The organism is Lysobacterales bacterium, from assembly GCA_014946745.1.
Classification (GTDB): domain Bacteria; phylum Pseudomonadota; class Gammaproteobacteria; order Xanthomonadales; family Xanthomonadaceae; genus Aquimonas.
In genome coordinates, this window is record JADCRD010000001.1 from 1168940 (window position 1) to 1183952 (window position 15013).

Sequence of the window (15013 nt, forward strand, 5' to 3'; positions counted from 1 at the left end):
AGGTGCCCGCGCCATGAGCTCTACCTCCCATCTGCGTCAGCCCCACGTCGCCCGCGAATTCGCCGATCGCCACATCGGCCCCTCGCCCCAGGAAATCCGCGAAATGCTGCAGGCGGTCGGCTGCGACAGCCTGGAGCAGCTGATGGCCGAGACCCTGCCGGCTTCGATCCGCCAGCAGCAGCCCCTGCGCGGCATGGAGCCGGCGATGTCCGAGGTCGAGGCGCTGGCCCGCCTGCGGCAGATCGCTGGCCGCAACCAGGTGTTCACCTCGCTGATCGGGCAGGGCTACCACGGCACGCTGACCCCGCCGGTCATCCTGCGCAATATTCTTGAGAACCCCGCCTGGTACACGGCCTACACGCCCTACCAGCCCGAGATCAGCCAGGGCCGGCTGGAAGCCCTGCTGAACTTCCAGACCCTGATCACCGAGCTGACCGGGCTCGACGTCGCCAACGCCTCACTGCTGGACGAAGCCACCGCCGCCGCCGAGGCCATGGCCGTGGCCCAGCGCGTGTCGAAGTCGAAGTCCAAGGCGTTCTTCGTGGACGCGAACTGCCACCCGCAGAGCATCGCGGTGATGCGCACCCGCGCCGAGCCGCTGGGCTGGCAGCTGATCGTCGGCAACCCCGAAACCGACCTCGACGCCAGCGCGGTCTTCGGTGCGATCCTGCAGTACCCCGACACCTACGGCGCCCTGCGCGACCCGCGCGCGGTGATCGCGAAGCTGCACGCCGCCGGCGCCATCGCCGTGATGGCGGCCGACCCGCTGGCGCTGACCCTACTGACGCCGCCGGGCGAGCTTGGTGCCGATATCGCCATCGGCAGCACCCAGCGCTTCGGCGTGCCGATGGGCTACGGCGGTCCGCACGCCGCCTATATGGCGGTGCGCGACGCGATCAAGCGTTCGATCCCGGGGCGTCTGATCGGCGTGTCTGTCGACTCGCGCGGCGCGCCGGCCTATCGCCTGGCCCTGCAGACCCGCGAGCAGCACATCCGTCGCGACAAGGCGACCTCGAACATCTGCACCGCCCAAGTGCTGCTGGCGGTGGTGGCGTCCATGTATGCCGTCTACCACGGCCCGGAAGGCCTGCAGCGCATCGCGCACCAGGTGCACCGCCGCACCGCGACCCTGGCCGAGGGCCTGCGTCGTCTGGGCTTCAAGCCCGAGCAGGAGGCCTTCTTCGATGCGATCTCGGTCGACGTCGGCAGCCAGCGCGCGGCCGTCGTCGAGCACGCGCTGGCCGCACAGATCAACCTGCGCCTGATCGGCAACACCCGGCTCGGCATCGCGCTGGACGAGACCACCACGCCGGAGACTGTTGAGAAGGTCTGGACCGTGTTTGGCCGCAGCCTGAACTATGCCGCCATCGAAGAGAACGCGGCCTCCGCGATTCCCGACGCCCTGCAGCGCCGCGGTGCGTGCCTGAAGCACCCGGTGTTCAGCAAGTACCGCTCGGAGACCGAGATCCTGCGCTACATGCGCAAGCTTTCCGACCGCGATCTGGCGCTGGACCGCGCCATGATTCCGCTCGGCAGCTGCACCATGAAGCTCAACGCCACCGCCGAGATGATTCCGGTCACCTGGCCCGAGTTCGGCGCCCTGCACCCGTTCGCGCCGGCCGAGCAGGCGCACGGCTACCGCGAGCTGTTCGAAGATCTGAAGCGCTGGCTGGTCGAGATCACCGGCTACGACGCCATCAGCCTGCAGCCGAACTCCGGCGCCCAGGGCGAATACGCCGGCCTGCTGGCGATCCGCGGCTACCACCTGTCGCGCGGCGACACGCACCGTACCGTCTGCCTGATTCCCTCGTCCGCGCACGGCACCAACCCGGCCTCGGCGCAGATGGTCGGCATGGACGTGGTGGTGGTCGAGTGCGATCGCGAGGGCAATGTCGACGTCGACGATTTGCGCGCCAAGGCCGAGAAGCACAGCGCCAATCTGGCCGCGCTGATGGTCACGTATCCGTCCACCCACGGCGTGTTCGAAGAGCGCATCCGCGAGATCTGCGAAATTGTTCATGCGCATGGCGGCCAGGTCTATCTGGACGGCGCCAACATGAATGCGCAGGTCGGGCTGTCGCGTCCGGGTGACTACGGCGCCGACGTCAGCCATCTCAATCTGCACAAGACCTTCTGCATCCCGCACGGCGGCGGCGGCCCGGGCATGGGGCCGATCGGCGTCAAGGCGCATCTGATTCCCTTCCTGCCGGGGCATCCGGAGCTCGATGGCGGCAAGGCGCCCGTGGGGCCGGTCTCGGCCGCGCCGTTTGGTTCCTCCTCGATCCTGCCGATCAGCTACGCCTACATCCTGATGATGGGCGGCGAGGGCCTGAAGAAAGCCACCGAGGTCGCAATCCTCTCGGCCAACTACATCGCCGATCGCCTGCAGCCGCATTTCCCGACCCTGTACCGCAACCACAACGGCCGCGTCGCGCACGAGTGCATCATCGATCCGCGTCCGCTCAAGGACCTCTGCGGCGTCAGCGTCGACGACATCGCCAAGCGCCTGATCGACTACGGCTTCCACGCGCCGACCATGAGCTTCCCGGTGGCTGGCACGCTGATGATCGAGCCGACCGAGTCCGAGGCGAAGGCCGAGATCGATCGCTTCTGCGAGGCCATGATCGCCATCCGCCGCGAGATCGCCGAGGTCGAGGCGGGTCGTTTCGCCATTGAACAGAGCCCGCTGCGCCACGCGCCGCATACCGTGCACGACCTGGTCGACGCCGACTGGAACCGCGCCTACAGCCGCGAGGAAGCCGTGTTCCCGGCCGGGGTCGCCCGCACCGACAAATACTGGTGCCCGGTCGGCCGCGTCGACAACGTCTACGGCGACCGCAACCTGATGTGCACCTGCCCGAGCCCGGAGGAGTATCGGGACGAGGCGGCTTGAGGCACTGAGCAACCCGCGCCCCCGGTCGAAGGGGCGCGGATACAGACCGCGTTGGATTCGGAGCACCGACGGGGCCTTGGTACAGGCCGAACGTCGGCGTTCTACCTGTCGACCACTGGCGTTTCCTGCGGTGCGGCGCTTGCTTGGAGGTGTACCTCCGGTTCCCGGCACCGCCCCCGGGCAGACTGTCGTGACCGCGGAGGCGCAGCGGAACTCGCAATGGCCCCTTGATCGCGGACCCGGCTGCCGACGCTCGTACGGGGTCGATGCCGGCGCTGCTGCGCGGTGCGGTCTTGCGCCAGCGATCAGCGAGAATCGGGTGTAGTCCACTCGCCGCAGGGCAGGGCGCGCGCCGCTCGAAACGCAGGGATCACGTGCCCGTGTCGGCTGTTTGGATTTCCTTTACTGCTCAGGCGCTCCGTCGTGGAGTCTCGATGCATGCGTCGATCCACCGGATTCTTCCTCCTCGTCGGCGGGCTCTTCGCGATGCTCGGGGCCGGCGCGTGCTGGGGTGACGTTGTCCGGGTGCAGGTGCTCGATGCCTCGGGACAGCCGCTGCCCGAGGCGGTGGTCAGCGTGGCTGGCCTTGGCGCAAGTGCGCCCCCGGCGGACGTCACCCTGGATCAGCGCAAGCTGCGTTTCGAGCTGAGGGTGCTTGCCGTTGGTCGCGAGGGCAACGTGCGCTTTCTCAACGGTGACCGCGTCAATCATCACGTCTATTCGTTTTCGCCGGTGCAGCGCTTCGACCTTCGTGCGAAGCGCGGCGAGGACGGTCATTCGATCCGTTTCGATACGGCGGGCACGGTGGTGGTCGGCTGCAACATTCACGACTGGATGCTGGGCTTCATCCGAGTGGTCGACAGTGAGCACTTCGCCGTCACGGACGCCAACGGTGAGGCGACGCTTGACGTGCCCACGCCGTGGCCCGAGGCCGTGCTGATGACGTCCCGACCGTTCAAGCCGGAACTCTGGCTAGAGTCGCCGGACTATCGCTGAGGCATCGACCGTCTCGCGCCTCGGCTGTTCCTGCTTTCGGTGGGTCGCTGGAGAGGGTGATTGGATTTCCGGCTCTTCGCGGGCCGTTGCGCGCAGCTTGCCGGGATACTACGCCAGCCTGCGCCAGCACTAAACCACCGCGCCGCGGACGGCGCGGATGCTGGACTTCGACGGGCTGAACGCAGTGATCGGCACCCCGAGCTGCTGGCGCAAGGGCGGCGGCACGAAGGTTCCTAGGTGAACACCACCGACATCGATCCCAGCGGGTGGACGGTGTCCCAGTGCCCAGTGGCCAAGTTGATGGCCCGGACCGGGCGGCGCCGGATTCTTTCCAGCGACATGAAGGATTGGAGTTGCTTGGACGACTGGCCCAGGTAGCAGATCAGGCTGGAGCCGGTCGGCGGCTGCGGAGCGCCGTTCTGATAGTAGGTCAGCACCATGTAGGTGTCGAAGTTCGCCGGGAACATCATCGGCAGGGTGTAGGTCTGGTTCGGGTCGGAGATGGTCAACACGTCCGTGTTCAGCCCGTCGGTTTTGCCGTTCGGCCCTGGTACCGTGAACTGGAACTGCGCGCCGATCGGCATGTTCGTGCACTTCACCCCGACCTGAGCGATGCCGGGACTGGGCGGGCCGGCGATGGGAAACTTTTTCTGCCAGGTCGGCAGCGTTCTCTGAACCGCCTGCGTGTTGCGCCAACCGAACCAGTCGTTCGTGAGGATGAAGGTGACCAGGTCGTTGAAGCTCTGGAAGTTGCCGGGGTCGGGTTGCCAGGGCGGCGAATCCTGCGGGTTTTCCGCCATCGAGATCAGGCAGTAGTGGTTGCCGTCAGTCAGCACGGGCGGCGACCACAGAAAGGGCTGCTTCGTCGTCATCAGCTGCCCCGCAGTGGCGTTGTTGTAGATGATATTGGTCGAGTCCTGGTAGTTCTGCCCCACGGTGCCCACGGTGATCTTGTCCGTCATCCACTGGTTCGGCCACAGCACGATGTTGCTGACCGCGTAAGCCAACCAGAAGCGTGGATCGACATCCGGCGGCGGGTTGAACGATGAGGCGTTGTTCAGGCCGCGCAAGTACACGTAGTTCACCTGCCCCTGGCTGACCGCGTTGCCGAAGTCCTTGGCGTACCCCAGGTCGGTGATTAGCGTGGTGGGGTCGAGCAGCGCCGGCCTGTTCTGCGCGTCCACCGACAGCACGATGTCGGGGCAGGCGGAGAACGTGCCGCCGTTGTGGCCGGGTGTGTCGCCCGGCTGGTGCCGGATGAAGACGCCCTTTTGCTGCGGGCCCGTCGCCAGCGCCCTGAACAGCCGGGTCGCGCGGGCGGCCCTCGGCATCGGCCGCACCTGCCCGGCGACCGTGAGCCGGCCGGAGCCGGTGGCGACGAACAGGCGCGACTGGTCGCCCGACACCGCGATGCCCATGGGCAGCGACAGGCTGGTCGGCCAGGTGATGGTCTGCAGGAAGCGCAGCGACAAGGTGTCGATCACCCGCACGGAGCCATTGGTCTGGTCGGTGGCGAACAGCCGCGTGCCGTCGGGCGAGATCGCCATCGACTGGATCGACACGGTCGACACGGGTTCGGTCAGCGGGAAGGCCTGGATTGCCTTCGCCGCGGTGTCGATGACGTAGAAGACCGTGTTGGCGCCTTGCTGCACCGCGAGATAGGCCTTGCGCCCGTCGCCGGCCATGACGAAGCCCTGAGCGATCTGCCCGGGCGCCGCCAGCGGCGACGGATTGACCGACACATTGCCGGCTCCGTCGCGGGTGGCGACCCAAACCTGCCCGTTGGTGCTGTCGTACACGTACGCGGCCGACCCGTCGGGCGCGGCCACCAGCGGGACGCTCAAGGCGTTGAAGCTGGCGGTGTACAGCGGCACGTCGGCCGTCACCTGCCAGCTGCCGCCCGCCTGCGCCTGGATGACCACGAGGCTGTAGGCGTTGTCACCGTCGCGGCTGACGGTGAAAACCGTCTGGCCGTCGGCCGAACTGGCCAGCCCCAGGGGCTGGCGCATCGCCACGCCGCCCTTGGGCGGCATGGCCACCGGGTCGCCCAGCTGCAGGCCCACGCAGTCCAGCGGGTAGCAGCCGCTCTGTCCCAGAATCGACAGGAACCCGGTGTTGAAGCTGGGCAGGGTCGGCACCGTGAGGCCGATGATCTTGCGGTCCTTGAAGACCGGCGTGACGGTTTGCGACTGCACGCCATACACCTGCAGGCCCACGGCCGGCTGGATGTGCGAATGCGAAACCGACGCATCCGCCCATGCGAAGACCCGCTGCAAGTCGGGGCTGGCCACGGCGTTGCTGATCAGGCCGTTGCAGTTGGCGCTCGCCGGCTGGCCCAGGTAAGTCTGCAAGGAGACCACGCTCAGGCTTGGGCCGCCGACCAGAGCGATCATGCCGTCCGGGCTGATGCTGATATCGGTCGAGCCTGCCGCGACCGTGACGGGCGCGCCGATCAAGGCGCGCTTGGCCAGGCTGATCATGGCGATCCGGCCGTTGGCCGTGTCCAGCGCGAAGGCGTAGGTGCCCGACGGGTCCAGCGCGACAGCCGTCGGCTTTCCGCCTACGTTCACCACCGCCTGGTTGGCGACCGTCGGCATGGTCGCATCGAGGATGCGCACGGTGCCGTCGCCGCAGCCCACCACGAGGCTGTTGGCGTCGGGGGTGACCGCGAGGCCCGCCGCGCCGGGCAGGTTGGCGATCGTCTGGATGGCCTGGTAGCTGCCGTCGATCGCGCGCCCGAACTGCGACACCGTGCCGTCGGCGGTGTTGCTCACGAAAACCTGCGCGCCCGAGGGCAGCGCGGCGACCCCGCTCGTGCCGGTCCCGGCCGCCACACGCGTCACCGTTCCCGCCACCGTGTCGATCGCTGCCAGCCATCCGGGGCTGGCGCCATTCGCCACAGCGGCATACAGCATGCCGCCGGGCGCCATGGCCAGCTGGCCCGGTGTACCGCCCACCGCGAAGCTGGTGCCTGCCTCGAACGACCAGGGCGGTGTGTCGGTGGTGGTGGTGACGGCCACGGCGACCACCGCCCCGCCCGCAGCGTCCGCGGCATAGAAGGCGCTGCCGTCGGGCGCGAACGCGATGGACTTGGGCTGGCCGCCCACCGTGACGCTGGCGATTTCCTGGTAGCTGGCCGTGCTGCGGATGGACACGCGGCCGCCCGCCATGCCGGCGGCGACATAGCTGGCGCCCGGCGCGGCGACCGGCCCGGCCATGGCCTGGCCGACCGCGGCGACCTTCTGCTGCAGCTGGAAGGCGGGCACGTAGCATTTCCAGCGCTGCAGCGGATCGAGCTGGCCCGTGATCGACAGCGTGTACATCTGCGGCTCGGTGATGTTCGCGTCGGTCGAGGCCAGGGCGCTGAAGTTCTGCCCGATCACCCCCGTCTCGCTGCTCTCTAGCTGCAGGGCCGTGCCGGCGCCCGCGTTGAGCGCCCAGCTCAGGTTCACCGTGGCGCTGCCGCTGCTAAAGTCGTCGGCGGCGATAGCGCCCGGCGTGGCGGTGAGCCGGTTGAGCACCGGCACCACCATGGCCTTGGTGCTGGCGATCGCGCTGTTGTTGCGCGCCGGACCGCCGGCACCATAGGCAGTGAGCGAGAAGGTGGTGGTCCTGTCGATGGTCGTGGGAAAGCTGGTCAGGCCCGTCACGTTGTGGTTGCCGGGCTGCAATTCCAGGCTGGTGGCGTCGGCCGTTGTCCAGTTCAGCGTCACGGCCGCGCTGCCGCCGGTCAGCTCGCTGAGCGGGGGCGTGACGTGGAAGTCGATGATCTGCACGTGGGGCTGCTTCTGCAGCGTGAACGAGAAGGTGCCGTCCTTGTAGCCCGGCACGCCGGAATAGCTCAAGAGAACCAGCGTCGGCCCCGGCCGCAGGCTGCTCACCAGCGGCGAGAAGTCGAAAGCCACCGGCTGGCCGCCCGCCGAAGGGATGGCCTGGCCTTCGGGCAGCGTGAAGTTCCAGCTGCGGCCGGCGGTGCCCGCGACGTTGCTGATGGACCATTGCGTGCCCTGGGGCTGGGGGATGGAGATGGCGCTGCCCTGCTCGGGCGTCATCAACGCGCCGTAGCCGACCGCGTCGGCCGCGTACACCACCGACAGGTTGAACACGGTCTGCGCCCCGGCGTTGACCGTCGGCTGGCCATCCTTCGGTGCAAGGATCAGCTGTAGCTGATTCGCGACCGGCGGGTAGCTGGGCGTGCTCAGGTTCACGGTGTCCGGTGAAATCCGGAACTCCAGCACGTCGTGCAGGTCCTGCTTGCCGCTGGCCGGGTAGGCGAGCGCCACGCTCGTCGAATACATTGCCGCGTACGGTCCCGTGGCGATGCCCGGCACGTGGAAGATGTCGAGGTTGATCGCCACCGTCGGCGTGCCGGGGCTGTCCGGCAGGACGAAGCCCGTGAGCGCGAACGAGACCGTCTGGCCGGCCGCCACCTCAACGGTGGAGACAGGCGTGATCGCGACCATGTTGTCCTGCGCATAGGCCGCGGAGGTCCAGCCCTCGGCGGTCAGAAGCAGGGCCTGCAGGGTGGCGGCGTCCAGCTGCAGCGCGGTGAGGTCCAGGTAGATCAGTGTTTGCGCCGACGCGCCCGCGCTCTCGTAAGGCACCAGCGTTCCCGGCGTCAGGGTGGTGGCCGCACCGAACGTGACCGACAGCGTGGCCTGGTTGTCGGCGGGGTCGCTGCTGATGTAGAGCGTGTTGGACGCCCCGGGATTGCCGAGCTCGAAGCTTGTCGGGACGTTGAGTGCGGCGATCATGAGGTTCTCCTGGTGACGACCTGGTGTTGCGGCTGGTTGATCGTGATGGACGTGCGGGCGACTCCATCGTTGACGCCCTGCACGGCGTAGTAGTCGATGGCTATGTGCGCCTGGCTGGCGCTGGCAGAGGCCTTGACCCCCGTCAAGGCGACCGTGATCGTCGATGCCTGCGTGGCCTCTGCGCCCCCGCCATCGCGCAGCGCTGCCAACGTGACCGGCTGCGCGCAGGTCACCGCCACATAGGAGCCGTAGATCGGGTCGGCATAGGGAGTGAAGGTCCAGCCGGGGGCCGCGAAGGCGATCGCCGGCCAGTCGGCGTCATCCACGAGTTGCCCGAGGTGGATGTAGAAGATTGACCCCAGGGGGCTGTGCGATTCGGCCACCGGCCCGCCCGGCTGGAAGGTGATGGCCGTGGGCGCCCGGTTGACGATGGACAGCTGCAGGCCCTGCACCGCGCCGCCCTGCGCGATGGGCTGCCCGCCGGCCGTGGCCAGCGCGACGGTCAGCACCGAGGGGTTGAAGCGAAGCCAGCCTTCCGTCAGCGATTGAGGTGTGTAGCTCCAGACGGCAGTGGCCACCGGCGCGGCGATTTCCGGCAGGGTGACCCATGCGCGGCCATCGCCCTGCACCCGCTGTTCTAGGTAGGCGACTTCCAGGCCCGGCTCGCTGGGCAACGGCAGTGCCAGCCCACCCGCAGCCCGCAGCAAGGGCATCACGGCGAACGAGAATTCGAGAATGCCGATGGCCGCGCTGGCCTGGTCGGCCGGGATCACCAGCTCCTGCGTCGGCAGGATGCCGGTGACCGCGTGGACCGGGGCTCGCGGGTCCACGAGCATGAGCACGTCCTGCTCTTCATGCGGGCTGTGGCCGGCCTGGTCCGGCAGGCGCGGCGTGGCGTTGAGCAGCAGCGTCTGCGGCCCGGGCCGCGCCACCGCGCCGCTGCTGGCCGCCGCGGCGTCGCTGTAGAACGTGTCGAGGTCGTAGGCGCCGGCGCCGGCTTGCTTGAAGAAGCCGACCAGCCCGTCGTCCAGCCGGTCCAGCTTGCCCAGGGCGACGGGGAAGTCCACCTCGTTGAGGCCGGCGCTGGTGTCGGTCCAGCCGCCGGCGCCCAGGCACGCGCTGTTCTGCGAAAGCGAGGGCGGGCCCAGCAGTTCCAGGCGCAGGCGGGCCTGGACCAGTGCGACCGGCCGCCCGATCAGCACGGCCAGGTCGGAGTTGCTCGCCGGGTCGCCCGGGTTGACCGACTCGCACGCCGTGTCCACGCACCGGTAGTACGCCTCGAAGTCGGTCACGCTGGTGTTGAGGCCCAGCTGCAAGGCCACCGCCCGCAGGCGCGGGTCGGCCGCCGCGAGCACCGGATCGGCATCGATGGCGAGGTCGATGTCGGCGTCGTTGCCGGGAGCGCCTTGCCATACCACCCGTGTGCGCGCGCCCGTGTCGTCACCGCCCACGAACAGCGATCCGAGCGGGCGGCCGGCGGCGTCGTACAGAAAGAAGCCCTGGGTCAGGTGGTTGGGCAGCAGCCAGCCGCAGATGGGGCTGGTGGAGGGGTGGTTGCCGGGTTCGCAGGTGCCGCCGCTCGCGGCCGACAGCCACTGGAACGCCACGCGCGCCGGCTGCGCCAGGCGCGGCGCCGCGTAGGCGAAGCCGGGCGCTGGTTGTTGTGCGGGCCCCGTCGCCGCCATCGACGCGGCGATGGCCGGCTGCGGCGCCAGCAGCACCGGGCGGCGCTGGCCGAACGCATCGACTGCCTGCAGCTGGAAGCCCGGTGAGCCGACTTGCAGAAAGCCGGCCCGGATCGGGTTGAAGGGCCGGTCGAATTCGGGCGTGACATCCCACACCACCGGCAGGCGCCCGGTCTGCAGCACGCTGCTCGCGAACTGCGTGAGGGTCCGCGCCGCGGGTCCCGCCTGGGGCGGGCTCACCACCGCCACCTGCATCAGCGCCACCATGTTCAGCAGCGCGTGGTCGAAGCCCGCGAGCGGCTGCACCAGGAAGCCGCCTTGGTCCAGCTGGCCGAGGATGGCGGCCAGCGTGGGGTCAGGGGTGTGGGGCGGCAGCTTTTCGATCAGCGTGCGGAAGTTCTCCGCCGGCTTGCCCGACAGCAGCGTGTGGCCCCGGTAACGCCCCGAGTAGTCGGCGGCCTGCGGGTCGATGCGTCCCGGACCGGGGCCGTAGCTCACGAAGCTGCCGGCGCCGGGGTCGACTTGGAAGCGGCTGGTGAAGAAGTCGGGCGTGTACGGCGTCAGGCCGCCGCCTGTGTCGGCAACCGGCGCGAACGCGACGTCCCAGGTCAGGAAAATGGGCAGCCAAGGGTTGTCGTTCCACCGGGTGATGGCGACCGGCGAGGGCGGCGTGCCCTGCGTGACCTGCCAGGGGTTGCCGGCTTGCTGCCCCGCCAGCAGCGCCGATAAGCCGTCCTCCAGCGCGTTGCGCGCCGCGCCCGACCAAGCCGCTGCGCAATCGACGTTCAGCAGGCAGGCCTCGGCGATCAGCGCCGACAGGTCCGCGCCGTGCGGCAGGTGCGCCGCCCCCAGCGCGGCGGCCGCGGCGAAATCGGCAGAGGCGCGCGACGTGCCGTTGATCTTCAGCGCGGACACGATGTCGCCGGTGGCGCGGCAGGCGAGCTTGCCGTCCGCGCGGTGGTTGCCGTCGCCGCCGTAGCGCGCGGGCTTGGCCAGCTCGGCGGCGTTGAGCAACAGGACCGGCTCGTTGGCCTGGAAGAAGCGGCGCCCTGGCACCTTGCGCACCGACAGGTCCTTGCGCGCGGCGATGGCGTCGTGAAGGCCGCTGAGCTGCCGGTCGTGGTCGGCCTGCGCGTCGGCGAGCCGCGCCTGCAGGCCGCCGGGCGTCCACAGGGGCGCGAGCTGCTGCAGCAGATGGGTGAACACGGCCGCCTGGTTGAGCGGAGGCGTCAGGAAGTAGCGGTACCAGTCGGCGAACACCCGCCAGCGGAAGGCGTCTACCTCGGTTTTGGCCTCGAACAGCAAGGCGGCCGCTGCATTCAGCGCATCGAGTTGGTTGGCGATGCCCTGCGGCAACTGGATGGCCTCGGCCTCGCGGTCGCTCTGGAACACCGTGTAGGCAACTTGCGCTTCCAGCGTGCGGAACTGGTTGTCGTGCAATTCCTCGGCCAGGCGCGCCAGCATCGCCGGTTGCGGCTGGCTCAGCTTGGGCCACAGGCCCTGCTGGAACGCCGTCAGCAGCTGTTCGACTTCGGGCGTGCCCAGCTTCAGCGCCTGCGTGAAGAACGCAGCCAGCGCTTCGGCGGGCGAATTGCCGAGGGCCGCCGCCGCGGTGACGGGCGGCGGATCGGCCGGCACGTAATTGCGCCCCGAGTCCCAGGTGATTTCGCTGACGCTGCCGCTGTAGAGCGTGTAGGCGGGTTCGGGATCGCCGGCCGCTGTCCAGTTGTGGTTGCGGCCCAGCCACTCGGCGCGCGAGCTGTTGGCGGCCGCGGCATGGCTCACAGGGTCATTGACGCCGCCTTCGTACCAGCCGCTCACCACATAGGCCAGCCGCGCCCCGGCCGGCACGCCTTCGAGCCGGTCCCACAGGCCGAAGCTGTTGCGGCTTTCCGGGTAGTACGACGCGAAAGACGGCACGCCATTGGAAACGGCGCTGAGGGCGAAGCCCGTGCCCTCGGCCAGCGAGCGCCCCGTCAAGGCCTGCGGATAGTCCGCCAGGGGCCAGCTTTGCCCCAGGTAGTGAAAGTCGGGCAGTCCGGCGTTTCCAGCCGCCTGCGCTTGGGCGGGCTTGACCGGCACGCGCATGGCGGTGGGGCTGGGCGCGTGCTCATTGAGCTGGTCGCTGGCCACGACGAATGATGTGGCTGTGAATGCGCCGCCCTGCAGCACCAGCCGGGTGACCAGCCAGCGGTTGGGCGCCGCCGGGAAATCCAGGCCCTGCCCGCTGTCGGTGGCGCGCGTGATGGCATCTGGCAGGGCCCAATGCAGATGGACACCCGGCCCCAGCGGGATCAGTGCGTCATTGCCCAGGCCGCGGCTGGCATTGCCGCCGAGAAACGCCTGGGGGTTCTGCGCGGTCAGCGACGAATAGTCGATGGTGGTGCCGGCGAAGTTGCCGGTGCGTTCCGCGTCGATCGTGCCGACGCAGAACGCCACCACGTCCACCGGAACCACCCAGCCCGTGTTGCCGGCCGTGCTGGCTTTCATGCTGTCTCCCCGACGAGGTACTCGACCCGGACCACGCCCTTGACCATCTGAAGCGCGAACTCGTTGGCGCTCATGCGGGCCAACGACTGGCCGAACCAGGTGTTGAGCTGCGTGCGGATCGCCTCGCCGCCGGCCGCGGCACGGATGGTCAGCGCGTCGGAGCGCATCGCGATCCGCGCCGTGCCGTGGGGCTGCACGGGGTACTGCAGCCCGGCGTGGTCGCCGGCCACGGCGCGCAAGGTCGTGCTCGCACTGCCGTCGGTGGCGAGCTCGACGCCCGAATGCAGCTGTTCGGGCGGCTGGTGGATGGCGATCATCCGCACCGGCCCGTCGAACAGGCACAGCAGAACGTCCTGCGAGAGGTTGGTCATGCTTAGTTTGGCCACGTCCGGCGGGTGGCTGTCATCCGTGTCGCTGTAGCCGTCGATCTGCAGCTGGGGCCAGTTGCGTATCGCCTGCGAGCGGATCAGCAGCCCCGTCACCGCCAGCTGCGACGAACTCGCGCCGGCCTTGAGTTGCGCGAGGTGCGGCCGGTCGTTGCGCCGCCGGCCCCGCGCCGCCTGGATGGACAGCGGCCGTATCGCGCGCGCCAGGCCCGCGTCCCGCGCCGCCTGGGCCTGCGACGACCGGCCGATGCTGAACGCGCCGTCCACCAGCGCTTCCATCCACGCCGGATCGAGGCTGAACATGCGCAAGGACTCCGGCGGCAGCATCTGCTCGTTGGGCACAAGGTAACCAAATGGCACGCCTCGCAGCAGCCGCAGGGCGCCGATGAAGTCCGCGATCACCTGGGCAGGCTGCGGATCGCCTAGGCCGTTGGCGCGCAGCCGGTTTGTGAAACTCGGAAGCGCGGTGGCGTTGCCCTCGGTCAGCCTCGCCATGAAGGCCGATGCCTCGCCGGCGATGGCCGCCGACCGGGCGGACTGGTGCTTCCATTGCAGCAGCGCCAACGAGAAGCTGCGGCTTTGCAGCGCCATCAGCTGGCCCAGCTGCCAGGCCGCGGCATACGACGTGTCGAACATGCCCAGCGTGGGGTCGTAACGCAGCAAGGCGTCGGGGCCTGAGACGGCGGGTGGCGGCGCCGGTGCCGCCATGCCGTACGGCAGCAAGGGGCCTCGGTACCAGGAGACGGTCTTGCCGGCTTCGCGCAGGTGATGGTCCATCGGCACATACCCGGCGGCCAGGGCATTCGCGACCAGCGCGTCGGCGTCGGCGTCGCCGATGCCCGTGGGCTGCGCCGCGGTGGCGGCCTGCACCCGCGCGGCGTCGACGGCGGCGCCGGGCATGCGCACCGTGGCGATACCGCTGCTGTTCAAGTGGGTCAGCAAGTGCTCCAGCGTCGCGCCCCCGTCGGTCACCGTGAATGGCCAGCTGTTGAGGACGACCAGCCGGATGGTGGTCGCGCCGCCGAAGGCAGCGCTGGGGTTGCCCTGCTCGTCGGGGAGGTAGGAGCCCAGGTTCTCCAGCGACACCAGCAGCGCGAGGGCCTTGCCGCCCACGCGGCCGGCCCGGTTGCCCAGCACGATGGCGCGCGTCAGCTGCGTGTCGGTGTTGTCGACGCTGTCGTGCGTGTCGGTGGTGCGGACATTGGCCAGCAGAGCCAGGTCGGCGGCGGTGGGCGCGATGCGGCTGAACAGCGGTACGGCCAGGTCGACCACGTTGACCGGGTCCGCCGCGCTTTCGCCGTAGTCCAGCAGCGAAAGGCCCGGCGTTGCGACCGTGCCCGGCGGCATCGCACCGACCCCGCTGGATGCGCCGGCCGCCTGGCCTGCCACGCTGATCGGCGTGCCCTGGGGCACTAGGTCGGCGGCCGTCTTCGCGGTCACGGCGGGTGCGGGCAACGCCGCCAGTTCGTCCTGCTGAAGCGTGAGCACGGCCAGCCACGGGACATTGGCGTTGCCGGCGCCGGCGACGCTGGTGCGTTGCCAGGGCAGCGTGGGCCGCGCCAGCACCACATGCGGTAGCACGCCGCCGAACTCGCCGGTGGCCAGCGCCGGCGGAAACACCGACACGAGGTCGTCGCCGCCCAGCCGGAAGCGCAGCCCGGCCACGGCGAAACGCGCGTCCGCCGTGAAGCTGATGGGCGGGCCTTTGGGCCCCCCCGCGCTGAGTTCGGCGTGCAACCCGTACACGCCGGACTTCAGCTTGGGTTCCTTGAACTCGGTGAAGGTCACCGCTTTGTCGACGCTTGCCAT

General features: G+C 69.4%; 5 protein-coding genes. 2 read left to right on the plus strand and 3 right to left on the minus strand.

The window, feature by feature from the left end; translation table 11 throughout:
* The first annotated feature begins 13 nt into the window (after positions 1-13).
* Both gcvP and H4O13_04770 read left to right on the plus strand, forming a co-directional pair.
* Positions 14-2893, plus strand: a complete 2880-nt coding sequence (gene gcvP / locus H4O13_04765; protein MBE5314698.1) for an aminomethyl-transferring glycine dehydrogenase — start codon at positions 14-16, stop codon at positions 2891-2893.
* A gap of 438 nt (positions 2894-3331) precedes the next feature.
* Positions 3332-3889, plus strand: coding sequence for a methylamine utilization protein (locus H4O13_04770; GenBank protein ID MBE5314699.1), 558 nt, complete (start codon positions 3332-3334; stop codon positions 3887-3889).
* 233 nt (positions 3890-4122) lie between these two features.
* Here H4O13_04770 and H4O13_04775 read toward each other — a convergent pair whose 3' ends face one another.
* Genes H4O13_04775 through H4O13_04785 form a run of 3 tightly spaced genes read right to left on the minus strand, consistent with a single transcriptional unit; the run spans position 4123 to position 15013 of the window.
* Positions 4123-8643 carry a hypothetical protein gene (locus H4O13_04775; protein MBE5314700.1) on the minus strand — a complete coding sequence of 1507 codons (4521 nt, stop codon included), beginning with the start codon at positions 8641-8643 and terminating at the stop codon, positions 4123-4125.
* Entirely contained in the window at positions 8640-12818 is a 4179-nt protein-coding gene (locus H4O13_04780; GenBank protein ID MBE5314701.1) for a hypothetical protein, read from the minus strand. Before H4O13_04780 ends, H4O13_04775 begins: the two co-directional genes overlap by 4 nt.
* Complete coding sequence (locus tag H4O13_04785; protein ID MBE5314702.1) at positions 12815-15013, minus strand: hypothetical protein; 2199 nt, start codon at positions 15011-15013, stop codon at positions 12815-12817. The genes H4O13_04780 and H4O13_04785 overlap by 4 nt, the downstream gene beginning before the upstream one ends.